The 24,148-nt window shown below is 54.9% G+C and carries 29 protein-coding genes; 15 read left to right on the top strand and 14 right to left on the bottom strand.

Annotation, left to right across the window (positions count from 1 at the left end):
• The coding region (locus ABSE13_RS07360) for an LSM domain-containing protein (protein ID WP_424027946.1) at nt 1-118 on the bottom strand (118 nt) is incomplete at its 3' end.
• Nucleotides 119-338: 220 nt separating this feature from the next.
• Between ABSE13_RS07360 and ABSE13_RS07365 the strand changes: the two genes are divergently transcribed.
• From ABSE13_RS07365 to ABSE13_RS07375, 3 genes are all read left to right on the top strand, one after another.
• Complete coding sequence (locus tag ABSE13_RS07365) at nt 339-836, top strand: RNA-binding protein (protein WP_424027865.1); 498 nt, start codon at nt 339-341, stop codon at nt 834-836.
• Between the two features lie 122 nt (nt 837-958).
• The gene (locus tag ABSE13_RS07370; RefSeq protein ID WP_424024062.1) at nt 959-1,327 is read left to right on the top strand and encodes a cell division protein SepF; all 369 of its coding nucleotides are present in this window, start codon (nt 959-961) and stop codon (nt 1,325-1,327) included.
• A complete protein-coding gene (locus tag ABSE13_RS07375) occupies nt 1,328-1,879 on the top strand; it encodes a ZPR1 zinc finger domain-containing protein (RefSeq protein ID WP_424027866.1) in 552 nt (183 codons plus the stop codon).
• 276 nt (nt 1,880-2,155) lie between these two features.
• Here the strand turns inward: ABSE13_RS07375 and purM are convergent, their stop codons facing one another.
• Nucleotides 2,156-3,148 (bottom strand): phosphoribosylformylglycinamidine cyclo-ligase, encoded by a 993-nt coding sequence (gene purM / locus ABSE13_RS07380; protein ID WP_424027867.1) that lies wholly within the window; start codon nt 3,146-3,148, stop codon nt 2,156-2,158.
• The gene (locus ABSE13_RS07385; RefSeq protein ID WP_424027868.1) at nt 3,141-4,529 is read right to left on the bottom strand and encodes an aspartate kinase; all 1,389 of its coding nucleotides are present in this window, start codon (nt 4,527-4,529) and stop codon (nt 3,141-3,143) included. The genes purM and ABSE13_RS07385 overlap by 8 nt, the downstream gene beginning before the upstream one ends.
• Before the next feature lie 91 nt (nt 4,530-4,620).
• Between ABSE13_RS07385 and tfrA the strand changes: the two genes are divergently transcribed.
• Nucleotides 4,621-6,255, top strand: coding sequence for a fumarate reductase (CoM/CoB) subunit TfrA (tfrA, locus tag ABSE13_RS07390; protein WP_424027869.1), 1,635 nt, complete (start codon nt 4,621-4,623; stop codon nt 6,253-6,255).
• Complete coding sequence (gene tfrB, locus ABSE13_RS07395) at nt 6,252-7,709, top strand: fumarate reductase (CoM/CoB) subunit TfrB (RefSeq protein ID WP_424027870.1); 1,458 nt, start codon at nt 6,252-6,254, stop codon at nt 7,707-7,709. The genes tfrA and tfrB overlap by 4 nt, the downstream gene beginning before the upstream one ends.
• Before the next feature lie 81 nt (nt 7,710-7,790).
• On the opposite strand, the gene ABSE13_RS07400 is transcribed toward tfrB, so the two are convergent.
• Together ABSE13_RS07400 and ABSE13_RS07405 are read right to left on the bottom strand one after the other, a co-directional pair.
• On the bottom strand, nt 7,791-8,600 hold the full coding sequence (locus ABSE13_RS07400; protein WP_424027871.1) for a hypothetical protein: 810 nt from the start codon (nt 8,598-8,600) through the stop codon (nt 7,791-7,793).
• Nucleotides 8,601-9,322: 722 nt separating this feature from the next.
• Nucleotides 9,323-10,471, bottom strand: coding sequence for an FAD-dependent oxidoreductase (locus ABSE13_RS07405; protein ID WP_424027872.1), 1,149 nt, complete (start codon nt 10,469-10,471; stop codon nt 9,323-9,325).
• A 121-nt stretch (nt 10,472-10,592) separates the two neighbouring features.
• On the opposite strand from ABSE13_RS07405, the gene ABSE13_RS07410 reads away from it, so the two are divergent.
• Complete coding sequence (locus ABSE13_RS07410) at nt 10,593-11,936, top strand: LamG domain-containing protein (protein WP_424027873.1); 1,344 nt, start codon at nt 10,593-10,595, stop codon at nt 11,934-11,936.
• 7 nt (nt 11,937-11,943) lie between these two features.
• On the opposite strand, the gene ABSE13_RS07415 is transcribed toward ABSE13_RS07410, so the two are convergent.
• Nucleotides 11,944-12,447 (bottom strand): rubrerythrin family protein, encoded by a 504-nt coding sequence (locus ABSE13_RS07415; protein ID WP_424027874.1) that lies wholly within the window; start codon nt 12,445-12,447, stop codon nt 11,944-11,946.
• 259 nt (nt 12,448-12,706) lie between these two features.
• Here ABSE13_RS07415 and radC point away from each other — a divergent pair, with 259 nt between their 5' ends.
• Complete coding sequence (gene radC / locus ABSE13_RS07420; protein ID WP_424027875.1) at nt 12,707-13,369, top strand: RadC family protein; 663 nt, start codon at nt 12,707-12,709, stop codon at nt 13,367-13,369.
• 25 nt (nt 13,370-13,394) lie between these two features.
• On the opposite strand, the gene ABSE13_RS07425 is transcribed toward radC, so the two are convergent.
• Entirely contained in the window at nt 13,395-13,988 is a 594-nt protein-coding gene (locus ABSE13_RS07425; protein ID WP_424027876.1) for a flavodoxin family protein, read from the bottom strand.
• A gap of 154 nt (nt 13,989-14,142) precedes the next feature.
• On the opposite strand from ABSE13_RS07425, the gene ABSE13_RS07430 reads away from it, so the two are divergent.
• The 7 genes from ABSE13_RS07430 to ABSE13_RS07460 all read left to right on the top strand — a co-directional run bounded on the left by ABSE13_RS07430 (nt 14,143) and on the right by ABSE13_RS07460 (nt 17,894).
• Nucleotides 14,143-14,382 (top strand): zinc ribbon-containing protein, encoded by a 240-nt coding sequence (locus ABSE13_RS07430; RefSeq protein WP_424027877.1) that lies wholly within the window; start codon nt 14,143-14,145, stop codon nt 14,380-14,382.
• A 128-nt stretch (nt 14,383-14,510) separates the two neighbouring features.
• Nucleotides 14,511-14,636, top strand: coding sequence for a desulfoferrodoxin FeS4 iron-binding domain-containing protein (locus tag ABSE13_RS07435; protein ID WP_424027878.1), 126 nt, complete (start codon nt 14,511-14,513; stop codon nt 14,634-14,636).
• Between the two features lie 7 nt (nt 14,637-14,643).
• Nucleotides 14,644-15,054, top strand: a complete 411-nt coding sequence (locus ABSE13_RS07440; RefSeq protein WP_424027879.1) for a carboxymuconolactone decarboxylase family protein — start codon at nt 14,644-14,646, stop codon at nt 15,052-15,054.
• 13 nt (nt 15,055-15,067) lie between these two features.
• Complete coding sequence (locus tag ABSE13_RS07445; protein ID WP_424027880.1) at nt 15,068-15,712, top strand: peroxiredoxin; 645 nt, start codon at nt 15,068-15,070, stop codon at nt 15,710-15,712.
• A gap of 173 nt (nt 15,713-15,885) precedes the next feature.
• Nucleotides 15,886-16,539, top strand: coding sequence for a DUF5591 domain-containing protein (locus ABSE13_RS07450; RefSeq protein ID WP_424027881.1), 654 nt, complete (start codon nt 15,886-15,888; stop codon nt 16,537-16,539).
• 127 nt (nt 16,540-16,666) lie between these two features.
• Entirely contained in the window at nt 16,667-17,281 is a 615-nt protein-coding gene (locus tag ABSE13_RS07455) for a flavodoxin family protein (protein ID WP_424027882.1), read from the top strand.
• A 7-nt stretch (nt 17,282-17,288) separates the two neighbouring features.
• The gene (locus ABSE13_RS07460) at nt 17,289-17,894 is read left to right on the top strand and encodes a flavodoxin family protein (protein ID WP_424027883.1); all 606 of its coding nucleotides are present in this window, start codon (nt 17,289-17,291) and stop codon (nt 17,892-17,894) included.
• Between the two features lie 47 nt (nt 17,895-17,941).
• Here ABSE13_RS07460 and ABSE13_RS07465 read toward each other — a convergent pair whose 3' ends face one another.
• Nucleotides 17,942-18,595, bottom strand: a complete 654-nt coding sequence (locus tag ABSE13_RS07465) for a zinc metalloprotease (RefSeq protein ID WP_424027884.1) — start codon at nt 18,593-18,595, stop codon at nt 17,942-17,944.
• A 96-nt stretch (nt 18,596-18,691) separates the two neighbouring features.
• Here ABSE13_RS07465 and ABSE13_RS07470 point away from each other — a divergent pair, with 96 nt between their 5' ends.
• On the top strand, nt 18,692-18,976 hold the full coding sequence (locus tag ABSE13_RS07470) for a chorismate mutase (RefSeq protein WP_424027885.1): 285 nt from the start codon (nt 18,692-18,694) through the stop codon (nt 18,974-18,976).
• A gap of 41 nt (nt 18,977-19,017) precedes the next feature.
• On the opposite strand, the gene ABSE13_RS07475 is transcribed toward ABSE13_RS07470, so the two are convergent.
• From ABSE13_RS07475 to argC, 6 genes are all read right to left on the bottom strand, one after another.
• Nucleotides 19,018-19,953: a cytochrome c biogenesis CcdA family protein gene (locus ABSE13_RS07475; protein WP_424027886.1), complete on the bottom strand. Its 936-nt coding sequence runs from the start codon at nt 19,951-19,953 to the stop codon at nt 19,018-19,020.
• Between the two features lie 146 nt (nt 19,954-20,099).
• Entirely contained in the window at nt 20,100-20,513 is a 414-nt protein-coding gene (locus ABSE13_RS07480; RefSeq protein ID WP_424027887.1) for a thioredoxin domain-containing protein, read from the bottom strand.
• 81 nt (nt 20,514-20,594) lie between these two features.
• Nucleotides 20,595-21,467, bottom strand: a complete 873-nt coding sequence (gene argB / locus ABSE13_RS07485; protein WP_424027947.1) for an acetylglutamate kinase — start codon at nt 21,465-21,467, stop codon at nt 20,595-20,597.
• On the bottom strand, nt 21,467-22,624 hold the full coding sequence (gene argJ / locus ABSE13_RS07490) for a bifunctional ornithine acetyltransferase/N-acetylglutamate synthase (RefSeq protein WP_424027888.1): 1,158 nt from the start codon (nt 22,622-22,624) through the stop codon (nt 21,467-21,469). The genes argB and argJ overlap by 1 nt, the downstream gene beginning before the upstream one ends.
• A complete protein-coding gene (locus tag ABSE13_RS07495; RefSeq protein WP_424027889.1) occupies nt 22,625-23,119 on the bottom strand; it encodes a CBS domain-containing protein in 495 nt (164 codons plus the stop codon). It abuts the gene before it with no gap.
• A 13-nt stretch (nt 23,120-23,132) separates the two neighbouring features.
• A complete protein-coding gene (argC, locus tag ABSE13_RS07500; RefSeq protein WP_424027890.1) occupies nt 23,133-24,119 on the bottom strand; it encodes an N-acetyl-gamma-glutamyl-phosphate reductase in 987 nt (328 codons plus the stop codon).
• Nucleotides 24,120-24,148 lie beyond the last annotated feature (29 nt).

The raw sequence follows: 24,148 nt of genomic DNA on the forward strand, positions 1-24,148 counted from the left end.
TCATATGTACGTCATATCCCTGGAGAACGCCCCGTATTTCTCTCCCGCCTTTGAGAGATACAATAACGGGCTGACGGTTCAGCACCAGATCCAAAATATCCAACGGCCTTTTGGTCATAATAATACCCTGTTACCATCGCTCTGGAGTAACATATATGTGCGAGCGGTTTACTTAAACATACCGTAGATCCCTTGAGGGCAATAAGGTTTCCTGCTGCCGGGGAAGAACGGGGATAATGCGAATTGCTGCGGATACCCGGTGCGCATGGACGGGCCCTGAAATGCATTTGGGATGCATATTTTTTTCAGGCCTGCGCTCTGAATATTGAAGCAGAACGATGAAAAAGATTGTCGTAAAGAAACGCCATTCGATCCGCAAGAGCCAGGCACAGGAATTGCTGACGCGGCTTGAAGCCCAGATCGGACCGTCGGCAAACCTCTTCCATGCGGAGATGATCGAGGTACTGGAAACGAACGCAAATGTCTCACTCTTCATGGTCGGCAAGAAACCGCTCCTGATGGCCACAGACGACTGGGTCTTTCCGACGCTTAAGGGCGCGGTCCAGTTACCATTTCCTGAGCGCCGGGTGGTAGTCGATGCCGGGGCAATCCCCTACGTAGTGAACGGAGCGGACATCATGCGGCCCGGTATTGTCTCGTGCACGGATGACGTGAAGGCGGGCAGCCCCGTGCAGATCGTGGATGAGCGGCACGGTAAGCCGCTTGCGATCGGTATTGCTCTCATGGATGCGCCCGATCTGCGTGCCAGTACGGCAGGAAAAATGGTAAAAAAGTTCCATCACGTCGGTGACGAGATCTGGACCATGGAAATCTGATCGTTACCTTCCTCTTTTCACGTGCGGGAAACGGGCAGTTTTGCCCATTTTTTTTGCATAAAAGCACCCAAGACGGCTTCAAAATAGATACTATTAAATAAGTTTCATCATACAGTTTTTTTATGGTTAAGATCATAGACACCCTTCTTGGCAAGAGTTCCGCGAACTCGGACGACGATTACATGGAACTTGACCTCGCATCGTACGAGGAACATGGGGGATCATCCCCGGCACTGCTCGTAAAGATTGCTACCATCACCGACCTCAAGGACACTCCCCGCGTCAAGGACGAGGTATACTCCGGCAACATCGTGATCGTGGATATCTCCCGCCTGAAAATGGACAAGATCTCCTACGAGCGTGTGCTCAAGGACTTAAAAGAAGTGGCAAAGGATGTCAACGGCGATATCATCGGTCTCGGCGACCAGCGCTACGTAGTGCTGACCCCTATGTCGGTGAAGATCTCGCGCGACAAGATCGGTGGAGCATAAGTGCAGGCAGAAATCAAGACAGTCGTCCCGGGTCCGTGTCCCTGTTGTAATACTGAAATCGAATACCTGTATAAGACGGAAAATATTCCCTATTTTTCTGATATCCTCATTATTTCGGCGGTCTGCCCCTCCTGCGGGTACAAATTCGTTGATACCCAGCTCCTCAAACAGGCCGATCCCGCACGGTACAGCATGGCAGTCGGGACGGTCGACGATCTCTCGGTCCGTGTTGTGCGGAGCATGAGCGCTGCCATCGAGATCCCGGAGCTAGGCGTAAGGATCGATCCCGGTCCATCGTGCCAGGGATTCGTGTCGAACGTGGAAGGTGTGCTTGACCGGATCGAGACGGTCGTGAAGGGAGCACTCACATGGGGAACGGACGTGGAGAAGGAGAATGCAGCGGCACTCCTCGCAGATATTGTCCGGGTGAAGGCCGGGACGTTCCCGCTCACGCTTATCCTCGAAGATCCGTGCGGGAATAGCGGAATTATTTCTGAGAAGGCTGAGAAAGAGGCGTACGTACCGGAAGAGGATTATCCTCAGCAGGGGTAAGTTTTGAGCTTTTTTCGGAATCTTTTTCAGGAAATGTATTGATGGAGCATATTTTTTACGCTCCCGGGGGCTCCGCCCCCGCCGCTGCTTCTCCCCCGATTGCGATAGTGCCGTATTACCGAAGAAGATCTATAGAAAAATGAGAATGGATAATTCCTGTTCTAGGCTATCATAATTGTGCCCCGTCCCCCAATGGGGGACTGGTGGCACAAGAGGGGGGCGAAAGATTCTCGTTACCCTTTGAAATTCCCAATAAGTCTGAATTTCCCAAAAAAATTACGTAATCTCCGTCTTCCCAAGCCATGCCCCAGGCTCCTTCACGACCCTGCCGACAATGTGCGCTCCCTTTACCATCTTAAAGACGCAGTCAACGCTGCCCTTCGGCACGACATACGCATAGCCCATACCCATGTTGAACGTGCGGTACATCTCGACCGCAGAGATATCGCCGGCTTTCTGGATCCACGTGAAGATCTCCGGCGGAGTGATGGGGGTGTCGAACCGGAACCCGTACTTGCTGAGCCGGGTGAAGTTGAGGAGGCCGCCGCCGGTGACGTGGCACATGCCATGCACCGTGCAGGATGCCGCGACTTTCAGGCTCTCGGAATAGATCCGGGTCGGGGTGAGGAGTTCCTCGCCGAAGGTTTTCTTCCCTTTGAACTTCTTGTTGTAGCCGGCATACTTCTCCACCACGCGGCGGGCAAGGGAGAGACCGTTGCTGTGGACACCGGTCGATGAGACGCCGATGATCACATCGCCCGGCTTGATCTTGTCACCGGCGATGATCTTATCCTTCTTCTGCATCCCGAGGCAGGTGCCGGCAAGGTCGAGGCCGTTCACGAGGCCTTTGAGGGACGCGGTTTCGCCACCCACAATATCGATGTTCGCCTGCTTTGCTCCCTCGTTGAGGCCGATACCGATCTGGGCCATCTTCTCAATCGAGAGTTTGTCGGTTGCTATGTAATCGACGAACGCAATCGGTTCCACGTTCATCACGTAGAGGTCGTTGACGTTCATCGCTATGCAGTCGATACCCACCGTGCTCCAGTCTCCCTGCTGATCGGCAACGAGCATCTTCGTCCCGACTCCATCCGTGGTCAGGGCAAGGGCCATGTCGCCGAAGTCGATCAGGCCGGCGAAATGCCCGACGGATCCCATCATCTTTGTGGTTCCCTTGCGCTTGTAGCCAAGGTTGCTGATCAGCGCTTTTATAGCCGTTGCTTCGAGATCGATATCCACGCCGGCTTCTGCATAGGTATTCTTACTCATCGCTTTCCTCCGAGAGACGGAACTCGTCATGGAGCACACGGACCGCCCGGGGCCCGTCGTTCTGGCTTACGACAAACGAGATGTTCGCCTCGCTCGACCCCTGCGAGATCATCATCACGTTCACTTCAGCATGGCCGAGCGCTGTGAAGATTCTCCCCCCGGTGCCCGGGGCACCCGCCATGCCGGCCCCGACTACCGCGACAGCACAGACATCGTGGTTGTGGGAGACTTCCCGCACCACACCCTGCTTCATGAGCTCGGACAGTGCTTTTACCGCGGCTGATAAGTGCGATTCGTCTACGATCAGCGAGATGTTCGCCTCACTCGATCCCTGCGAGATCATCATCACGTTCACTTCATGGTCGGCAAGGATCGTGAAGATCGCCTTTGCCACGCCGGGTCGCCCGATCATCTGGGCGCCGTTGATATTGATGGCCGCAACCTTGTCGATGTAGGTCAGGGCTTTTACCACGCGGTTGTCCCGCTTGCCGTTGCGTACGATGACCGTTCCGGGATGGGAGGGGTTGAAGGTGTTCTTGACCCGAACGAGGATGTTCTTACGCATCGCGGGCTCGATTGAACGGGGATGCATTACCTTTGCACCGAAATACGAGAGTTCCATCACTTCGAGATACGAGAGTGAAGGCATCACCCGGGCATCGTTGATCACGCGGGGATCGCACGTCATGATGCCATCGACATCGGTCCAGATCCAGATCTCATCTGCATCGATACCGGCTCCGAGGATGGAAGCCGAGTAGTCCGAGCCGCTCCGCCCGAGCGTGGTGAGGACACCCTCCCGGGTGCAGCCCATGAACCCCATGATCACCGGGATCTCTTTCCCGAGCAGGGGACCGATCCGGCGCATGATTCGTTCGTCGCTCTCAGGAAGTGACGTGGATTCCCCGTGCTGGGAGGTGGTGAGGATGCCGGCTTCGCAACCATCCATCACAGTCGAAGCAATGCCCCGCTGCCTGATGGCCGCGGAGAGGATGGGGGCGAGAAGGCGCTCTCCGAACGAGATGACATAGTCCTTTGAGCGGGGAGTGAGTTCCCGCAGGTTGTAGATCGCAAAGAGAATATTCTGGAGCCTTATGAGCTGCTCTTCCATCTCCGCACCGACCTCTCCCACGAAATCGGGCGCCGCCCCTTCGAGTGTGGTGATATGACGTTTGCTGAGTGCCTGGATCAGGGGGGCTATGGCAGTGTCATCCTTTGCGGTCGGGAGGGTTGTGGCGATCTGGATGAGCTGGTCGGTAACACCGCGCTGGGCCGATACGACAACGGCGAGTTCATCTCCTGCTTTGTGGTGTTTCTCAAGGATATCGACAACACGCTGGATACACTGGGCATCGGCAACGGATGTCCCACCGAATTTCATCAGGAATCTCATTCTTTCGCTCACTTCTGGCCGTCTTCGCTTCCGGACGGGCCATTTATTTATGTAACTATACGATCCACAAAATAATAAGATGCTTGCAGATGAGGTTTGTGACTGCCACGTGCTCGTGATCGGGAGCGGCGGGGCAGGGGTCCGCGCAGCGATCGAGGCTTCGAAGCATGGCGCGACCGTCCTCATCTCCAAGACCATCGTGGGAAAAGGCGGATGCACCCCGATGGCGGAAGGGGGATACAACGCGGTCCTGCAGGAAGGGGATGCCTGCGGGATCCACTTCGAGGACACCCTGAAAGGCGGGGCGTACCTCAACAATCCGGAACTGGTCAACCACCTTGTCAGGGAATCGCCGCTCCGCATGGGAGACCTCGTGAAGTGGGGCGCTGTCTTTGACGTTACCGAGGCTGACGAACTGGCCCAGCGGCCGTTCGGGGGCCAGCGGTTCCCGCGCACCTGCTATGCCGGTGACCGGACCGGCCACGAGATGATGGTGACCCTGGTCGAGCGGCTCGACAGCACGGATGTCACGACCCTCCAGGAATACACGGTTATCGACTTGCTGAAAGACAAAGACGGGAAGGCTGTGATCGGGGCGATGGCGCTGGACGAGAAAGGCGACCTCGTCCTCCTGAAAGCGGACAGCACGATCCTAGCCACAGGAGGGGGTGCGAAGATCTACGATATCTCCACCAACTCCGCGAGCGGCACCGGCGACGGGTTCGCGATGGGCTACCGGGCCGGCGCGGAGCTGATCGACATGGAGATGGTCCAGTTCCACCCGACCGGTGCGGTCTATCCTTACGATGCCCGGGGCCGGCTCGTGACCGAAGCGGTCCGGGGCGAGGGCGGGATCCTGAAGAACGTGAAGGGCGAGCGGTTCATGAAGAACTACGATCCCGCACGGATGGAACTCTCCACCCGGGACGTGGTTGCCCGGGCGATCGCAACCGAGATCCTGCAGGGCCGGGGCACACCGCACGGCGGGGTGTACCTTGACGTGACCCACCTCCCCCGGGAGCAGATCGAGACACGCCTCCCGGTGATGCTCGAGCAGTTCCTCCGGTTCGGTGTGGATATCCGGACCACGCCCATGGAAGTCGCCCCCACTGCCCACCACGTCATGGGAGGCCTCCGTATCACGCCCCACGGGCAGACCACGCTCCCCGGGCTCTTTGCCTGCGGGGAGGTGGCGGGAGGGGTCCACGGCGCAAACAGGCTCGGCGGCAATGCTCTCGCCGACACCCAGGTATTCGGGAAGCGGGCCGGTGAGGCTGCAGGAAAGGCCGGTAAGCGGAAGAAAACCGTTGACAGAGACCAGGTCGGGGCCCAGCTGGGGCGGCTTGCCGGCTTCTGTGCCGGGAACACGAACCCGGCACTCGTGAAGAGGGACCTCCAGCTTGCGATGTGGCAGGGGGCCGGCATCTTCCGGACCGCCGGGGATCTCGAAGAGACACTGGCCACGGCGACACAGCTGGCGGCTGTCCATCTCCAGGCAGTCTCGGACCGGAACCTCGCCGAGTGCTGCATTGTCCAGAACATGTGCTGCACAGCATCACTCGTCTGCCGCAGCGCCCTGCTCCGGCCCGAGTCCCGGGGGGCGCACGTCCGTACCGACATCACGCAGGCGCATGACGCTGAGCATTCGCCCTTCGGCCACACGTTCATCTCGCAGTCCCGCGAAGGGATCGAGCCCCGCGAGGTGCAGCCATGAAGGAGTTCACGGTCCGGGTCTCCCGGTTCGATCCGGAAGAGGACAAGGCCCCGCATATGGAGACGTATACCGTGAAGGTCAATGAAGGCGCCCGGGTCCTCAACGTGCTCCACGCGATCCACGATGAGATTGATCCGACCCTCTCGTACCGCTACTCCTGCTCTTCGGGCCAGTGCGGGTCCTGTGCGGTCCGGGTGAACGGCGAGCCGGTCCTGGCCTGCATGGAGGAGGCAAGGGACGGGATCACGATCGAGCCCCTGAAACTTGACGTCAAGAAGGACCTCGTCACCGACCTCGTGCCGCGCCTCGAACAGATCGCCTCGCTCGTGCCGAAGAAGGAGACCGTGCTCCCGAAGAAGGCGGATATTGATGCGATGAAACCGCTCAAGGACTGCATCGAGTGCCTCTGCTGCGTCTCGGTCTGCCCAGCGGTGGACGTGACGAAGTTCCTCGGCCCGACCGCGATGCGGCAGGAGATGCGCCTTGTCCTCGATCCCCGGGACAGCGGCGACCGGGTTCCCGACGCAGTCTGTGACGGGCTTTTCACGTGCACCAGCTGCCAGGCCTGCTGGAAGGTCTGCCCCAAGGAGATCGAGATCCCGGCAAAGGCGATCGAGAAGCTCCGGGCCCACGCGAACCGGAAGGGGCTCACCCTCCCCCGGCATCTCGAAGTCGCGGCCCTTATTAAGGAAACGGGACGGAGCGTTCCCCGCACAGCGGAATCGTTCCTCGAAAAAGCTGGCGGGACCATCGAGCCGTACGGCCCCGTGAAGGCCACGGTCGGGTTCTTCGTGGGTTGCATGTACAACCTCCGGCAGCAGCAGTCGGCCCTTGACGCAATGGAGGTGCTCAGGAGGAATGGCATCCGCGTCATCATCCCCAAAGAGCAGATCTGCTGCGGCTCGCCCCTGATACGTACCGGGCAGCTCGATTACGTGGACACGCTCAGGAAGCGGAATATCGAAACCTACCAATCCCGGGGCATCGACACGGTCCTCACCATGTGCGCCGGCTGCGGCTCCACGCTCAAGAACGATTACAAAACACCATTCAAGGTAATTGACATCAACGAGCTCCTCACGCAGTACGGCATCGAGCCCCCGGCAAAGCTCCCGGTCAAAGCCACGTACCACGACCCCTGCCACCTCCTGCGGGGCCAGGGCATCCGCGACCAGCCCCGGGAGCTGATCCGGCAGGTCGTGGACCTTGTGGAGATGCCATCCATCTGCTGCGGCAGCGGCGGCGGTGTCCGGGCCGGCAACCCGGACGAGGCGGCAGCGCTCGGAAAGCGCCGGGGCGAGGAGATCAAAAAGACCGGCGCTGAAGTGGTCATCACCTCCTGCCCGTTCTGTGAGTTCCACATTGCCGGCCACACGGACAAGCCGGTGAAGCATGTGGCGACCGTGCTGCTGGAAGGGTACCGGGAGAAGGACCGTAAGAGCGGGAAGAAGTGAGAGGAGCATTACAGTTTGGTAGAAATTTTCTAATAGTTTACTTTCTAGTCTTATTTCAGAAAGGAGAATAGAGAATAAATTTTAGTTTTGATTCGGAGGTCCTGCATTAGGGTCCGAGAAATCAGAATACTTAAAAGTTTTAATCGTCTTCCATTCTTCATCAATTAATTTTTTCACATTTAATTTGATGGCCTCAGTTATTGAATCGGGAATGACCTCGCAAAACAACACAATTGAATCCGGAAATTTACTATACTGAATAATTTCTTCCTTCTGCCATCTTTCGAATTTTGCACTTTTTCCGGTCTTTACTTCAACATAAACGAACTTTTTTGGATTAAATTCATACTTTAATTCACCAGGATCCGGATTGGAAAATACTTGGAAAACAGCATCCGGAATCCAACTGTTCATTGAATTTAAGGTTTTTTCACATCTTCTTGTGAGAATACATTCTTCGATTAACAGATTTTCGTTTTTCAATTCTGGAAAGAATGAAGATCGATCCATGTAGAGAAGACGTTCAGTGAAAATATTTCCTAATGCTTCGCCAATCTGCCCACGTTCAAAAGGAGACAATTGATTGAAATCTGAGTTACTTGAATAAATCTGAGTCATTATTTTTTTCCAACCAAAATCCGGTTGTAAATAATAAAACTGAAAACTTAGTTTTGATTGATCAAAATCTGAATGAACAAAACAAGAAAATACAAGGTCATCCTGCCGCTTACTGACATAATTCATGATATCCATTTTTGCTTTATCAAAAGCAGCTTCCTCACCCACCAGGATATCTAACCAGACTGCAACATATCGATCATTCTGAAAATTTGAAGAATCGGATCTTGTAAAAACTTTAAATTTTTCGTCGGCAATCCAACCATAAGGCATATACGACGGGCCAGGTATTGTGAAATTTTCGGGAAGGCCTCGTTCAATCCTGTCTACAGTCTCACCATTTTTAAGATATAAGGGATTCAGATTTTAAAAAGCGTTTTGCAAATATTTTCGCGAGGGTTTTGCATAAAATTTTTTTCTCTTTGCAATTTAAATTTTCAAAAAAAACCAAATCTGAAAAATTAACTTTCATATTTTCCAATTCACTTACTAGACCATATTTGTATTTTATAAAATGAACATAGTCGGTTTCATTCAATAATGACCCAGGATTCCGCGATCACCCCCCATGGCACGTCCTGAAACCCGTTTCCCTGCCCGATCGCCTCACCAAATACTGCCAGATACTGTCTCCCTCCTCCGGCGTAAAATTCACACTATTGCCTCACTTATTACCCTGTTCTCCGGAATTATTGCCTCATGATCCGCAAAAAGGGGTAAACGGAGCCCTTACAGGGCCCGGATTTGCCTATCCCCAAAATGAGGTGTTTCTCCGACGGAGGAGTGAACCGGAATGGACATTCCCGACGATGGGAATCCCGTTGGTCCGCTTGTCAGTGATCAGGAAAACGGCTCCTGTGACCAAAAGAGCCCGGCAACCTGGCTCATCCTTCTATAATTCAATTGCCCCGAAAATAATTCCGGACATTCAGAAAAATTTTCACGAACGCTTACAAAAATTAAAAAAAAAGAATTTTTCTATCCGCAGCTTCCCGTTACTGCTTCACGAGATACTCGAACGCCTCAAGTGCCGCCTTCGCCCCGTCACCGGCTGCGATGATTATCTGCTTGCTCTTCGCGCTCGTGATATCACCGGCCGCAAAGATGCCGGGGGCGCTGGTGCAGCCGTTGATATCCACCACTACCTCCTTTTTATCGTTCATATCGACCAAGCCTTCGAGCATCTCGCTGTTGGGGAGCCAGCCGATCTCGATGAAGACCCCGTCAAGACTTATCTTCTGCTCAGTACCCAATTCATCCTTTATGGTGACACCGGAAAGGAACTTCTCTCCATGCAGGGCTGTGATCATGGTGTTCTTGTGCACCGTGATATTCTTCCTGGTGTTCAGCTTCTCAACGTAGACCGGGTCGGCCCGGATCGAGCTCCGGACGATCAGGCTTACCGACTTTGCAATATCACTCATCTCAAGAGCGGTCTGGAGTGCGGAGTTGCCGCCGCCGACCACTGCTACCATCTTGCCCTTGTAAAGCGGACCGTCGCAGGTGGAGCAGATCGAGAGGCCGCGGCCAAGGTAATGTTCCTCGTTTGCCACTCCCAGCTTTTTCGGCCGGTTCCCCTGAGTAAGGATCACTACCCTGGCCCGGATTGTATTGTCCGAGAGGGTTTTAACAACGAATACATCCTCCTCCCGGGTGATGGACACGACCTTGTCCAGCTCCAGGCGAATGTTGAGGGTCCTGACGTGCTCCTCGAACTTCTTCATCAGATCCTCGCCGGAGATCATCCGGTAGCCCATGTAGTTCTCGATCGCCCACGATTCCAGCGCCTGCCCGCCGATATTCTCGCTGATGACCATGGTATTAAGCATCTTCCGTGCGCAGTAGACGGCCGCCGTCAGTCCTGCCGGGCCTGCACCTACGATCAGGACCCCATAGATATCCGTGGCCTCGGTCTCCCCGAAGAGCTCATTGAGTCGGGGTGCATCGAACCCGACAATCACTTCGTTATCAACCATGATGACCGGGACCCCGCGCTGGCCCGACAGTTCGATCATCTTCAGTGCCGCATTCTCATCCGTGCCGACATCGATGCTTTCGTACGGGACGCCATATTTCTCCAGGAAGGCCTTGGCCATCCGGCAGTACGGGCAGTTTTTCGTCGAGTATACGGTGACTTTGGTCATTAAGCCGTAAACGTTCCGGAAAAATATAAACATGTTGACTGGGACAACCGGCACCATTTTTATCCGGTCAAACGCAATCTTCTTTTTGGACTACTCCCTATACACCACTAGAGATACCCGTATGAGTCCCCCGCACCCGACACCGAGGTTGCACCGGTACGTCATCATATGCCTTGCTCTGCTGGTCCTTGCCGGGTGTGTTCATGCCGTTCCCACCAGTACCACAACAAGCACACAGGCAGAACCTGGGGTTTACCTGGACTTCAATGAAGGAAGTGGAAATATTGCGCTCGATGAATCGGGCCACGGGAATGCGGGAACCCTCTATGGTCCCACACGTATCGAAAGTGGGGGATGCGGGAGCGCATTAGTATTCAGCGGCGAGAATGCGTATGTCAGCATTCCCCCGGGCACCCTGAACCACCCGACAAAGGAGATCACGGTATCAACATGGTTTTACGTAGATAACCTCGAACCCCAGACATTGATCTCAAGCTACAGGGATGGGGGGTACCAGCTGGGATTTGACGATGGCAACGACCTGTACTGGACAGTGAACCTCGAGGGGACCGGGGATGTCTCGGTTGCGGTCCTGCACGAGGGGATCACTCCCCGCCAGTGGCACTATGTTACCGGCACGTATGATGGGACGACCGCCAGGATCTACCTTGATGGCGTGCTGAGGAACCAAGTCAATGCATCGGGCACGATTCATTACGAATACAATAATTATGTCATTCTCGGAGCCGATGCCGGTACGGATTCAACGCCGGACACACCCTGTCCGCACTACCTGAAAGGGGGACTTGACGAGGTCAAGATCTACGATGTGGCGTTGGGATACAGCCAGGTGATGGACGACCGGTTCCGGTGCTCGGCAGAGCCGGGGGTCCTATCGCAGGAGGTCCCGGATACAACTGCCATTTCACCTGCATGCACAGTTAATTCCGGATCGGTCCAGCTCAAAAACGATGAAACGATTGCGCGGACCCTCGTTTTTACCGACAAAAACCAGAACGGGACCTGGCAGGTCTCTGTTCCGCCGGGTTCCAGGCTGGTTGTGGGGGCAGACGATCGCTATTCGACAGCAAGTCCCGATTCGTGGTATATCGAGATCGCAGATTCCAAAGGAAGGATCGATCGGTCGGTGGCCTTCCCCAACACCCACAATACCCCGATTGAAGGAGTTATACCGTCAGGGAACGCAACCGTTACGGTCCGCTATTTCGATGGCGGGTACCGGTTCCCGGCCAGCGTTGCGGTCTGGTTCCAGTCGGTCCAGACCCCCGTACTTCCACCGGTAATCACCCCTCAGAACATCCTGGCCAACCCCATCATCGTGATCTATTCGGCCTCATGGGCGACCCTTATCGCGGTCCTGTTCGTGGTCATCTGGCTGCACAGGCGCAGGTCACAACGCCGGAAAGAAGCAGCAGAGACCGGTGACGGGATACAGAAAGAGTAAAAGAGGATTATAGGGTAATTTCCCGGAACTGCTTGCCAAATACCCCGCAGATCGGGCACTTGTCGGGTGCTTTGCCAAATTCGATATTGCCACAGACCGGACAGAGGAAGATCTTCTCCCTCCCGAGGTCATGGCCTGCCTTGATCGCATCGAGGGCCTTCTTGTAGAGTGCCGCATGCACCTGCTCCGCCTTCATGGCATGGGTGAATGCGAGGATCGCATCGGTCTTCTTCTCATCCTCTGCTACCTTGATGAAACCGGGATACATGGAGGTAAATTCGTGGGTTTCTCCTGCAATGCTCACGTCCAGGTTCTTCTCGGTCGGGCCGATCATAGCGAGCACTTTTAACAGCTTTTTCGCATGGATCATCTCAGCTTCAGACGCTGCTTTGAAGAGCGTAGCCACGTTCTTGAATCCTTCCTCGGCAGCTTTCTCAGAGAAAGCCTGGTATTTCCGGCTTGCCTGCGATTCCCCGGCAAACGCCTCCTTTGCATTGTCACTTGTTGCCATAAGGGAATGGTATGGCGGGATTTTAATTTAAAGATTCTTCATGGGGCACCAGGGAACAATTGCATGTTATGGAGAGACCGGATCCCGGGAACTTTCACATACGGTAAATAGAATAATTTAAAATAGATAAAAAAGAGAATAAAACTACTGCAGATGCACGTCCAGTTGGTTCGTACCACCCGGGCGTTGATCCGGAAGCCATCCAGCAACAGCCAGGAAAAAGACAGGGAATGCCCCCGGGAGGCCATGACAGGATACCATGCGAAAGATGAAAGACGTGCCCCTGCAGGATCGGCCGCGGGAGAAGATTGCAAAACGAGGTGTATCCGCTCTCTCAGATAACGAGCTGATCGAGGCGATCATCGGCAGAGGGACGCGGGCAAAGGATGTGCGGATGATCTCGCAGGAGATCTGCGGGATCCTCAGGGACCGTCGGCAGGGTATCCGGTACGAGGACCTGTGCGCAATCGGGGGGATCGGTCCCGGCAAGGCATCCCAGATCATGGCCTGCTTCGAGATGGGACGGCGCTACTTTGAGACAGCACCAGCGAGCCGTGTCACAAAACCGGAAGATATCCTCCCGCTGGTCGCCCATCTCCGGGACAAGCGGCAGGAGCACTTCATCTGCATCACCCTCAACGGTGCGGGGGAAGTGCTGGGGAACCGGGTCATTACCGTCGGCCTCTTAAACCACAGCCTCGTCCATCCGCGGGAGGTATTTGCCGACGCAATCACGGACAGGGCGGCGTCGGTTATCTGTGTCCACAACCATCCTTCGGGTTCCCTTGAGCCGAGCAGCCAGGACATCGCAATCACTGCCCAGCTTAAAGAGGCCGGGTCCCTCATTGGCATCCAGCTGGTAGACCACGTGATCGTGACAAAGACCGGGCACCTGAGCCTGCGGGAACGCGGGCTGATCTGACATTTCTTCATGTAATAACCGGGCCTCAGGGATTCTGCATCTTCCCGAGTGCGAACCCTTTTGTATATGCGGCTTTGAGGAGCCCGGGCTGCGTTGCAATATCCCGGATGGTGTCCATATCGCTCACCAGCAGCTCGTCCCCGAAACGACAGTCGATGATATCCAGGAACGCCCGTACGGTGAGTTTCGGGCCTACGAACACTTCCGGGACATTCATGCCGGAGATGCAGATGAACAGAGCGCTCCTTGATCCCCTCTTCTCCGGTGCTACAAGCGAGTCCTTGCGCAGGTACTTCGCCATGAAAAAGATCTGGCAGCGGTCCATGAATGACTTGAGCTTCCCCGGAATCCCCATGCACATCACGGGAGTGGCAATGATGAACGCGTCTGCTTCCCGGACCTTCGGGTACAGCTGCTGCATATCATCGTCCATGATGCAGGTCTCGTGGTCCCTGCAGAACATCATCTCCTGGCACGCTTCAAAACAGAGGTTAGTCACCTGAATTTTCTCAACTGTACAGCCGGCATCCTCTGCACCTTTGAGTGCCTGCTCGAACAAATGTGCCGTATTCCCGTCAGCCAGCGGGCTGCCGAGAATTCCGAGGACCCTGCCTGTCATAATACAACTTGAGGGAGGCAGGCGATAATAGTTGTGCAGAAAACGGGAGCCCGGCGGGGGTTCGATACGACCCGGATTACCAGAAAGAGGACCCGTTATTTCAGGTGTGCACGAACACAATCCATATATATCTTTGACGTGAATGTGAGTTCTGGTGAATCATTTGACCGAACAGAAGTCCTACAGTGCAGGGCAGAAAGTGGGCCCGGGCAAATACGTCTGTCTCGATTGCGGAAAGGAACTTACTCTCGACAAGAGCGAGCAGGACCTCAGGAAGTGCCCTGCCTGCTCCTGTGCCGAATACCAGTGTTTCCCGATGACCCACATCCGGCCGGATGTAAAGACCCCGGAAGATGCCAAGAACCCGCCAAAACGCGGGAAGAGCTTCCAGTAATTCCTTATTTTTTCCAGGCACCGTACCGTCATTGCGACTACTGGTGTTGAACACCACGGGCAGCCAGTGAACGCTTAAATCAGCCGGCGTTCAGCTCCAGGAATACCCAGTATGTGGAGAAGGCTACCATGGTTAATGTATCCAAGGAAGGGCAGGTCTTCAAATGCGAGATCTGCGGAAATGTTGTGATCGTGAAAGAAGCCGGCGGCGGAGAACTGATCTGCTGCGGGGAACCAATGCAACTTGTGGAGTGAAAAGAATATGGCAAAAACTGTAACAAAGAAAGTACCGGTAACCAGGAACGTTCCTGCTGCAAAGAAAGCAGCAACAAAGAAGAGCCTCAATGACCTTGAAAAGAAGATCGGTAAAGTACCGAAATTCTTCAAAGAACTGACCACGAACGATCCTGAGATGTTCGAGCTCGTGATGAAGTTCGAGCAGCACATATGGGATGATGGCAAGCTTACGAAGAAGACCAAGAAGCTGATCGCGATCGCGATCGCCGCTGCCCTCCGGGACCAGCACGCGGTCAGGGCCCAGCTTATGGGTGCTGCAAACCTCGGTGTCACCAAGGCGGAAGTGGAAGAAGCGCTCCGCGTCACGTTCCTGCTCTCGGGCATGCCGGCGTATGTGTACGGGAAGGCCCAGCTCGACGAAGTGATGAAGAAGTAAGGAGGAATCTGCGATGGACATCGAAAGTTGCATCTCGTTTCCGGTCCTCGGGGAACCAGCACCGGATTTCGAAGCGGAGACCACCCAGGGGCCCATTACCCTTTCAGGACTGAAGGGAAAGTGGGTGGTGATGTTCTCCCATCCGGCGGATTTCACACCGGTCTGTACAACGGAGTTCATGGCTTTCGCATCGATCTACGATGAACTCAAGGCCCTGAATGTCCAGCTGCTCGGGCTCTCGGTTGACAGCATCTCCGCCCACCTTGCCTGGATCCATGACATCAAAGAGAAGATGGGTGTCCAGATCCCATTCCCGGTCATTGCGGACCTGAACATGAAAGTCGCCCACAAGTACGGGATGATCCATCCGGGCCAGAGCTCGACTGCCACGGTCCGCTGCGTCTTCTTCATCGATGACAAAGGGGTCATGCGGGCGATGATCTACTATCCCCTGCAGAACGGCCGGTTCATGCCGGAGATCATCAGGCTTGTCAAGGCACTCCAGACCACGGACAAGTACAAGGTCTCGACCCCGGCCAACTGGCAGCCGGGTGACAAGGTTGTCATCCCGGCGCCCAAGACTGCAGCCGAGATGGAGAAGCGGCCAACCGAGGGGTACGAGTGCAAAGACTGGTACCTCTGTTTCAAGAAAGTATAGCGTCCGGTCAAGACCCGGGAGGCCCGGTAAACCCTTACCGGAAATCCTTTTTTCAACCATCATACAATCCCGGAATGACTTCGCTAATAACCCGGCGGATATCAGTACGATTGGCAATGCGATCCGCGGGCGGTTGGTTCATGTGATCCCGGGACGATCTGATATGGAAGACGATGGCAGACAATGGACCGGAAGATAAAAATGCAGGCTCACAACCGATTCTCACCGATCCCCCGTTCTACCTTCCGGAATTTGAGCAGTCGTACCGGTATATCATCGATGAGTATGACGTGGCTCCCAAAGATATTGCCATTTTCATGCCCTGTGCAGTCAGGAAACCCTACAGTGCAAGCCCCAGTCACCAGTTGATCCGGATGATCATCGGGCAGGTCTTTGACGAATCACAGTACCATGTCGTTATCTTCGGCACCTGCGGGATCGTCCCCGCAGAACTCGAGGAGATGTACCCATACGCCCATTACAAGTACATGCTCGGGAAGTGCAAAGATCACAAAATCCTCGAGGACTTCCTCCGCATCGAGACAGACCGTGTCGCCGGGTATCTCGAAAAGACCCGGCATACCTACACCTACCGGATCGGGTACTGCATCGGGCTCTTCCGTGAAGCACTGATCCGGGGTTCGGAAAAGTCCGGTGTGAAGATCGATCTGATCCTCCCCACCCGGGACATGATCAACAAGGTCGTGGAGGAAGGTGACTGCGTATTCGAGGAGGGCAGCCTGTCGATGGACGAGTACCTGGGTGAGTTCTGCAATGAGCTGATCCGGTTCCGCAATGTGCATTACGGCCAGAGCCGGGAGAGCTAGAACATCCGGATATTGCAGCATATCCAAACGGATCCTTAACAAAAGTCCTGGCCGTTTTATGAAAAGTGCATACTCCCGGTATCCCGCATCCAATTATTTTTCAACGAGGATGACATAGAACAGTGTAATGACGATCAAGGTTCTCGCCTTTGCCGGAAGCCCGCGCCGGAACGGGAACTCGGAGACACTGCTCGACTGGATTCTTGCATCAATGGCCGAAGACCCGGAGGTATCCATCCAGAAAGTCCCCCTCACCGAGGCAAATATAAATATATGCCGGGGGTGCAATGCCTGCGAGAAGCTCAACAAGTGTGTCCAGCGAGACGGGATGGACGTCTACCACGACAAGATCATCGAGGCCGACTGCATCATCCTCTCCTCACCGATCTACTGCATGGGGATCGCCGCTCTCCCCAAGGCGCTGATCGACCGGGCACAGGTATTCCGGTCCCGGAAGTACGTACTCAAGCTTCCGGTTATTCCTCCAGAACGGAAGGGAAAGCGGCTCGGGGTCTTCCTCGCGAGCGCCGGCCAGACCTGGAGCTATGTCTTCGATGCGGCCGTTCCATCAGTGAAGTGCTTCTACCATGTGATTGATATCAAAAACGAGGATATCAGCTACCTGATGATCAATGGCGTGGATGAGAAAGGGGCGATTGAGCGGCACCCTACCGCAAAAGCCGATGCAACGAAACTCGGCAAGACCGTGATCGCCGAGTTGAAGAAGCGGCTCGTTACCTGAGGATACCATGGTTGTTACGGTTCTGGGAATATCGGGAAGTCCGCACCGGCACGGGAACACCGAGACGTTGCTGGACAGCTTCCTTGACGGCGCACGATCGGCCGGGGCGTCCGTGGAGAAAGTTGTACTTAAAGATCTAACCTATACACCATGCCGGGGATGTAATGCCTGCCATAAAACCGGGGAGTGCGTTGTGAAAGACGATGCAATATCCCTTTTTGAGAAAATACTGGCTGTGGATTGTATCGCAGTAGCATCTCCGATCTATACGATGGGTATCACCGCAGAACTCAAAGGGTTGATCGACAGGGGACAATATCTCTGGGCCCGGAAATTTATATTGAAAACCCTGTATTTTTCCAATGACCATATCAGGCGCCATAAGGCGCTGTTTGTCTCAACAGCCGGGCAGAACTGGGATCATGTGTTCGACGGAGCATTTCCCGCAATTACGGCGATTTTCAATGGCACGGGTTTTGAATATTACGACAATATCATCGCCAACAACATGGATGAGTACAAGGGAATCAAAAACCACCCGACCGCACTGAAAGACGCCTACGCCAAGGGGCAGGATGTAGTCAGGGTTCTTGAGAGATTAAAAACACAATAATCGTTGACGCGATCCACAGTATTTGCTAAAAAAGAGATTGCCTGAGTTCAGAGCAGGTAGAACGAGGCAAGGAGCGTCCCAAAGGACGCAACGATCAGTACCAGGAATACCGGTATATTCCACGCGAACACCTTTCTCCCGTCGAGGATACTGATCGGCAGGAGATTGAATGCGGCGATCATCGCGTTGATCTGAATCCCGAAGATCCCGATGACCCTGAGCAGGTATGTCGGGGAATCAAAGGATATTCCACCAAGGAATACCATAATCAAAAACGGGATGCAGAGCAGGAGGTTCACTACCGGGCCGGAGGCGGAGATGATCCCGTTCTGCTCCCGGGTCATGATTCTGCCGTCGCCGGTATTGGAATAGATGACAGTTGCTCCGGGTGCAGCAAAGACAAAACCCACGAGCGCAGCCATCACGATTGCGATCATGAGCATGATATTATCTTTCCGGAATTCCGCCCAGTACCCGTACCGGATCGCGGTAAACTTGTGGGCCATCTCATGGAGGATGAACCCGATACCGACCGTGATTAAGGAGATCCCGAAATAGAGCAGCATGACCACGGGGTCAAGGCGCGAGACCGGACCGGTTATTCCATAGGGAGCAATTTTGATGATAGTAAAGGAGATTGCGATGGCCATCCAGGCCACAAACAGGTCGGCTTCTTCACGCCGGGTAATTCGTTCAAACATACTAAAATTCACCAGAGAGAATGTTCTGCCTTATAGGTTGGGTGTCCCTGCTCGTAAGGATTACGTTTATGCAAATGCGAAAGGAATGTATATGATATGTCCCTTGAACAGGTGCGCACCGAGATCTCCCGGGTGGACGCCGGGATCATCCGGTTGATTGCAGAGCGGCAGGAGCTGGCAAACCAGGTCGCGCATATCAAGATTAAAAACGGGATTGCTGTCCATGATGAGAAGCGAAGTGCAGAAGTGCTGTCCTTGGTCTTTGACCAAGCGGTCGAGCGTAAGATCGACCCTGTTGCCGTCAGGAAGATCTTTGAGATCCTTATCACCATGAGCGAAGAACGCCAGAAAGAATTCACCGACGACGGGGATCTGCCGTAATACTTTTTTAATCCGTTTTGAAATTCGTTTCAAAAAAAAATTTACCCAAGCCACCCGAGGAAGATCACCGCACCGAGCGTGATCATAATAAGGCCGATGACCAGCCGGAGGATCCGCTTGTTATCGCTTCTCCACTGCTCTGCCCGCTCCGGGGGAATCCCGTAGGCCACGAGGAGCGTTACGAGCACGAGAGGCAGGACAAAGACGATATTATACAGGATCAGGTATGGAAGCCCTTCTGCAAGGCTCAGACTCCTGCCCATGAGACCCAGGATGCTGATGTAGATCCCGCCGGTGCAGGAGAACCCGAACAGCCCGGCAAGGATACCGAGGGCAAATGCAGCGGGAAGGGAGGCCTGCCGGATATACCGGCCGATGAGCCCTTTTCCTGCATTGGGAATAGAGAGGAGGTAGTGCTCTTTGTTCCGGGCCACATCAATGATCGTGATCAGGCCAAGGATGAGCGCGACTGCTCCCCCGAGGAGGGAGAAGATTTTTGAGAGACCGGACAGGGAGACCACTGAGAAGAGACCGATTCCCATGAAGAGATGGAAGAGGAAGACGGCGGACACATACGTGCCGCCAATAAGAAGGAGGCGTTTCCGGTTCTCTGCCGCGGCCATGGAGATCAGGAGGAAGATCAGGACCGACAATGCACAGGGATTTGCGCTGTCGGCCAGGGCAGAGAGGATGACCAGGCCGGGTGACAGGGAGAGCGGGGCGGTAGTACAACTGGGCTGTGAGGGGGCGGGGGCAGCAGTTGTGTTACATCCGTTGCGCTGCAGTTCTGCACGGATCTGTTCCTCAAAATGATCCCGGATCTGATCTTCCCCCACAAGAGCAGTGTCCCCGATGAACACGATCGGGATACCGGAGTTTCCCGTGGTATACTGGCGGTTCATCTCGATGAACCGCTGCTGGTTCGTGGTATTATGGTAGACTTCCAGGGATTCAAGGTGAAGTGCAGGATAACGCACCTGAAGATCTGCAATGAGGGGTTTCAGCCGTTCGCAGTGCTCACACCCGTCGCCATAAAAATAAACGGCACTAACGGTGACATTGGAGGAAGTGAGGTTTCCCGGGGTGGTATTCCCCGGTAGCGGGGACGGAGGGGGGGGATTATTTACTGTTTTTTTTTGAGGTAATCCTGAACCAGTGCCTCGAGCTTGTCGGGGATATCCTTTTCTCCCACAAGTACCGTCTTGCCGATGACTACTTCAGGTACGCCGGGCGGTGTGGATAATCCAGCTGCAGCGTTTGCCTGAGTGTAGATATTCTGGTTGGTCTGGTTTTTCCAGACTTCGAGAACCTGGATATTGGCATCCGGATATTTCTGTGTGAGATTGTCTATGAATGGCTTGATAGCTTCACAGTGAGGACATCCGTCTCCCCAGAAATAATAGATGGTCGTGGAGGATATGATCGTAGGTGAAGCGGAGGGGACTGCCGCCTGGGGGGAACCGGCAAGGAATAATACGAGACTCGCGACAACAACGGCAACGAACAATCCGGCGGCAATCTTGATGGTCTTGTCCATAAATAAGAAACCTGTTACTTATTTTGAAAACTCCTGATTTAATAAAATGCCTATACCGGCAAGCTTCAAAAAAATGTGGAATCAGGTGAGGGAGATCATCGTCCCGACGCCGTCATGCGTGAAGAGTTCGAGAATAAGGTTGTGCTCGATGTTCCCGTTGATAATATGGGCATAGCTGACACCGTTCTCCACGGCCTTTGTTATAGACATGACCTTTGGGATCATCCCTTCTCCGATCGCCCCGGACTTCTGCAGATCATTCGCCTCGCGGATGGTCAGTTTCCGGAAGACCTGCGTGCGGGCTTTGTCCATGACCCCATCGACATCGGTCATATTAACGAGCTTGTATGCATGGAGCGCGATCGCAATGTCCCCGGCCGCGGTATCGGCATTGATATTCAGGCTGCCACCGTACTTATCGATTGCAATGGGTGACACTACCGGAATGTAGTCCTTGTCGAGGAGGGTGTTAAGGATCGTGGGATCGATCCACTCAATTTCGCCCACGTGCCCGAGGTCCACTTCCTTCTGGACGCCTTCGATCTCGACCTTCTGGAGATCCATCTTCTTTGCGAGGATCAGGTTCCCGTCGCTGCCGGAGAGGCCGACCCCCCGGGCGCCGCACTTGGCGATCAGGGAGACGATACCCTTGTTGATCTTGCCGACGAGCACCATCTGGGCGATCTCGAGGGTCTCCTCATCGGTCACCCGCAGGCCCCCGACAAAGACTGATTCCTTGCCCATCTGTTTCATCTTCTCGCTGATCTCCGGGCCGCCGCCATGGACCAGCACCACCCGGATGCCAACGTAGTGGAGGAGGACCGCGTCCCGTATCGCGTTTTCCAGGACCACGGGATCCACCATCGCGTGGCCGCCGAGTTTGATCACGATGGTCTTTCCATGGAACTGCTGGATGTACGGCAGCGCCTCCATCAGGACGTCCTCTCGTTTCATCATGTGGTGTACCTCCCGTTGATCTCCACGTAGCGCTCGGTGAGATCGCAGCCCCAGGCAGTTGCTTCCTCTTTGCCGGTTGCGAGGTCGAGGATAAAGATCACTTTCCTGCCATGCATCGCTTTCTTTGCCGCATCCAGGTCAGCGATGATCTCTCCGGATTTCACGAGCGGGTGTTTCTTTTTGCCATCGCTGATCCACAGGGAGACGGCATTCGGATCGAACTTCACGCCGGCCCGTCCTGCTGCCGCGACAACCCGGCCCCAGTTGGGGTCTTCACCATATACCGCAGTCTTCACGAGAGGAGATTCGATGACCGTGCGGGCTACTTTCGCCGCATCTTCCTCTTTCTTAGCACTCCTGACCGTCACTTCGATCAGTTTCGTTGCCCCTTCACCATCGGTAGCGATCTGCTCTGCAAGGGACCGACAGCACGCTTCAAGCGCTGCAGAGAACTCCGCGTGCTTCACTTTTCCTGCTGAGCCGGTGGCGGTGCAAAGGGCAATGTCGTTGGTGCTGGTATCGCCATCCACCACGACCCGGTTGAAGGACCGTCGGGTAGCCTGCTTCAGGGAGTCCGCCAGAGATTTTGCGTCGATCTCAACATCGGTATAGATGAATGCGAGCATGGTGCCCATGTTCGGGGCGATCATGCCGCTGCCCTTGGCTATGCCCCCGACCCGGAAGGTTTCCTTCTCGATGAGGGCGTGTTTGGGAAATGTGTCCGTTGTCATAATCGCTTGGGCCGCGAGGATCTCTGCTTCCGGCGTGTGATCGATCTTCGGAGCAACAGTCTCGCACTGGCGCTTTATCAGCGGGAGATCTAGATACCGCCCTATGACACCGGTGCTTGCAACACCGACATGCCTGGGTTTCACGCCAAGAGCCGATCCCGCGTACTCGGTCATAGTAACGGCATCGTCGTACCCCCTCTTCCCGGTATAGGCATTTGCACAACCGCTGTTCACGATGACCGCTTCGAGCTTCCCCGCCTTGATCTGTTTGCGCATCAGTTCAACGGGTGCAGCCCGGGCCAAGTTCCGGGTGAAGACGCCGGCTGCGGTTCCACGGGCTTCGATCAGGGCGAGGCCGAACTTACTTTCCTTCATTCCCCAGGTTTTTACGCCTTCGATAGCACAGATACTTTTGAATGTCATTTATGCACCAGTTTCCCCTTCACCGGCATAGGTTGCACCTACGGCGTTAATGATATCGGCCCGGGTGATGATTCCTGCGATCTTTTTTTCCTTGAGGACCGGCAGGCGTGAGATCCCTTCCCTGAGCATGAGGGCTGCCGCGGCTTCGACAGTCATCTCTTCTGTCGCCGTGATCACCCGGTGGGTCATCACTTTTTTCACCGGCATGTCGCCGATATTCGTCAGCGCCTCCTTTGTCTTTTCCCAGTTGATGAATTCGCGGATGGGAACCTCGATGATCTCAAACGGGGACGGGAGCCAGAGATCGTCGGAGATCCGCTCTGTCCTGAGGAGGGAGATGAGATCGGACTCCGTGACCATGCCGACGAGTTCTTTTCCTTCCATGACCGGCAGACCACCGATATGGTGTTTCCGGAAGAGCGCAACTACATCCCGGAGGGGGGTGGTTGCCATGCAGACCACCGGATCTTTTGTCATTGCATCTTTTACAAGCATAATTGTCCACACCTCAGGGAAGCATCCCGGCTCCGACAAGGCCGTCATTCTCGGGATACCCGCACATCAGGTTCATGTTCTGGATGGCCTGGCCGCTGGCACCTTTCACAAGATTGTCGATTGCAGATACCGCAACGACCCGCAGCCCTTCGCTCTCCACCATCAGGTCGCAGAAGTTACTCCCGCGGACCGCGGCGAGCGAGGGTTTCTGGTAGCGGACGAAGTACTCGTCCTTGTAGAAGTCCCTGTAGATCTTCTCCACATCTTTTTGTTCGAGAGACTCATTGAGCAGGATGTGGGCGGTGGTCAGGATACCGCGGTTGACCGGGACAAGGTGAGGGGTGAAGTAGCATTTCGCCTTCGAGCCAAGGAACGCGAGCTCCTGCTTCATCTCGGCAAGATGGCGATGGCTCGTCCACTTGTACGGCCCGACATTGTCACCCACATTCGGATAGTGTGTTGTCGCAGAGGGGTTGTCACCCGCTCCGCTGACACCGGTCTTGGAGTCGAATATCACGGTATGGGCATATTTTGCTAGCGGGGCAGCGGCAAGGGTTGCCCCGGTCGGGAAACAGCCGGGGTTTGCCACAAATTTTGCATTCATGCAGTCTTTGCGGTGAAGTTCCGGGATGCCGTAGGGTGCAGGGAAAAAGTCGGTATGGGGAACACCGTAGACTTTCTCGAAAACGTCTTTTGGCAGACGGTAGTCCGCACTCAGGTCGACCACTTTTATGCCCCGGGAGAGTAGTTTCCCGGCGTAGGTCATCGCCGCGGTATGGGGGACGGCGAGGAAGGCAACGTCAGCATCGATGTCATCGATGGCAGGGTTCTCGAACCGGAGATCAGTGAAGCCCTTGAGATGGGGATGGATCTGGTCGAGAGGTGTCCCTGCAAGTGTGCGCGATGTGGCGCAGGTAACCTTTGCTGCAGAGTGGTGAACGAGGAGGCGAATCAGCTCGCCTCCGGCATAACCGGAGGCCCCGACAATCGCAACTTTCATACACTCATATCCGGCTGTAAAAATTTAAT

This window comes from Methanoregula sp. (genome assembly GCF_049518935.1).
Taxonomy (GTDB): Archaea; Halobacteriota; Methanomicrobia; order Methanomicrobiales; family Methanospirillaceae; genus Methanoregula.

Bases quoted from the DNA above. Each gene is read 5' to 3' on its own strand.
- tfrB (WP_424027870.1), top strand. From the start codon at position 6,252: ATGAAGGAGTTCACGGTCCGGGTCTCCCGGTTCGATCCGGAAGAGGAC.
- ABSE13_RS07425 (WP_424027876.1), bottom strand. From the start codon at position 13,988: ATGACAGGCAGGGTCCTCGGAATTCTCGGCAGCCCGCTGGCTGACGGG.
- ABSE13_RS07465 (WP_424027884.1), bottom strand. From the start codon at position 18,595: ATGTTTGAACGAATTACCCGGCGTGAAGAAGCCGACCTGTTTGTGGCC.
- ABSE13_RS07470 (WP_424027885.1), top strand. From the start codon at position 18,692: ATGTCCCTTGAACAGGTGCGCACCGAGATCTCCCGGGTGGACGCCGGG.
- argJ (WP_424027888.1), bottom strand. From the start codon at position 22,624: ATGACATTCAAAAGTATCTGTGCTATCGAAGGCGTAAAAACCTGGGGA.
- ABSE13_RS07480 (WP_424027887.1), bottom strand. From the start codon at position 20,513: ATGGACAAGACCATCAAGATTGCCGCCGGATTGTTCGTTGCCGTTGTT.
- ABSE13_RS07415 (WP_424027874.1), bottom strand. From the start codon at position 12,447: ATGGCAACAAGTGACAATGCAAAGGAGGCGTTTGCCGGGGAATCGCAG.
- argB (WP_424027947.1), bottom strand. From the start codon at position 21,467: ATGAAACGAGAGGACGTCCTGATGGAGGCGCTGCCGTACATCCAGCAG.
- ABSE13_RS07405 (WP_424027872.1), bottom strand. From the start codon at position 10,471: ATGACCAAAGTCACCGTATACTCGACGAAAAACTGCCCGTACTGCCGG.
- ABSE13_RS07460 (WP_424027883.1), top strand. From the start codon at position 17,289: ATGGTTGTTACGGTTCTGGGAATATCGGGAAGTCCGCACCGGCACGGG.
- ABSE13_RS07435 (WP_424027878.1), top strand. From the start codon at position 14,511: ATGGTTAATGTATCCAAGGAAGGGCAGGTCTTCAAATGCGAGATCTGC.
- ABSE13_RS07450 (WP_424027881.1), top strand. From the start codon at position 15,886: ATGGCAGACAATGGACCGGAAGATAAAAATGCAGGCTCACAACCGATT.
- ABSE13_RS07495 (WP_424027889.1), bottom strand. From the start codon at position 23,119: ATGCTTGTAAAAGATGCAATGACAAAAGATCCGGTGGTCTGCATGGCA.
- ABSE13_RS07455 (WP_424027882.1), top strand. From the start codon at position 16,667: ATGACGATCAAGGTTCTCGCCTTTGCCGGAAGCCCGCGCCGGAACGGG.
- ABSE13_RS07365 (WP_424027865.1), top strand. From the start codon at position 339: ATGAAAAAGATTGTCGTAAAGAAACGCCATTCGATCCGCAAGAGCCAG.
- ABSE13_RS07400 (WP_424027871.1), bottom strand. From the start codon at position 8,600: ATGCCTTATGGTTGGATTGCCGACGAAAAATTTAAAGTTTTTACAAGA.
- ABSE13_RS07385 (WP_424027868.1), bottom strand. From the start codon at position 4,529: ATGAAATTCGGTGGGACATCCGTTGCCGATGCCCAGTGTATCCAGCGT.
- ABSE13_RS07410 (WP_424027873.1), top strand. From the start codon at position 10,593: ATGAGTCCCCCGCACCCGACACCGAGGTTGCACCGGTACGTCATCATA.
- ABSE13_RS07370 (WP_424024062.1), top strand. From the start codon at position 959: ATGGTTAAGATCATAGACACCCTTCTTGGCAAGAGTTCCGCGAACTCG.
- purM (WP_424027867.1), bottom strand. From the start codon at position 3,148: ATGAGTAAGAATACCTATGCAGAAGCCGGCGTGGATATCGATCTCGAA.
- tfrA (WP_424027869.1), top strand. From the start codon at position 4,621: ATGCTTGCAGATGAGGTTTGTGACTGCCACGTGCTCGTGATCGGGAGC.
- argC (WP_424027890.1), bottom strand. From the start codon at position 24,119: ATGAAAGTTGCGATTGTCGGGGCCTCCGGTTATGCCGGAGGCGAGCTG.
- radC (WP_424027875.1), top strand. From the start codon at position 12,707: ATGCGAAAGATGAAAGACGTGCCCCTGCAGGATCGGCCGCGGGAGAAG.
- ABSE13_RS07440 (WP_424027879.1), top strand. From the start codon at position 14,644: ATGGCAAAAACTGTAACAAAGAAAGTACCGGTAACCAGGAACGTTCCT.
- ABSE13_RS07445 (WP_424027880.1), top strand. From the start codon at position 15,068: ATGGACATCGAAAGTTGCATCTCGTTTCCGGTCCTCGGGGAACCAGCA.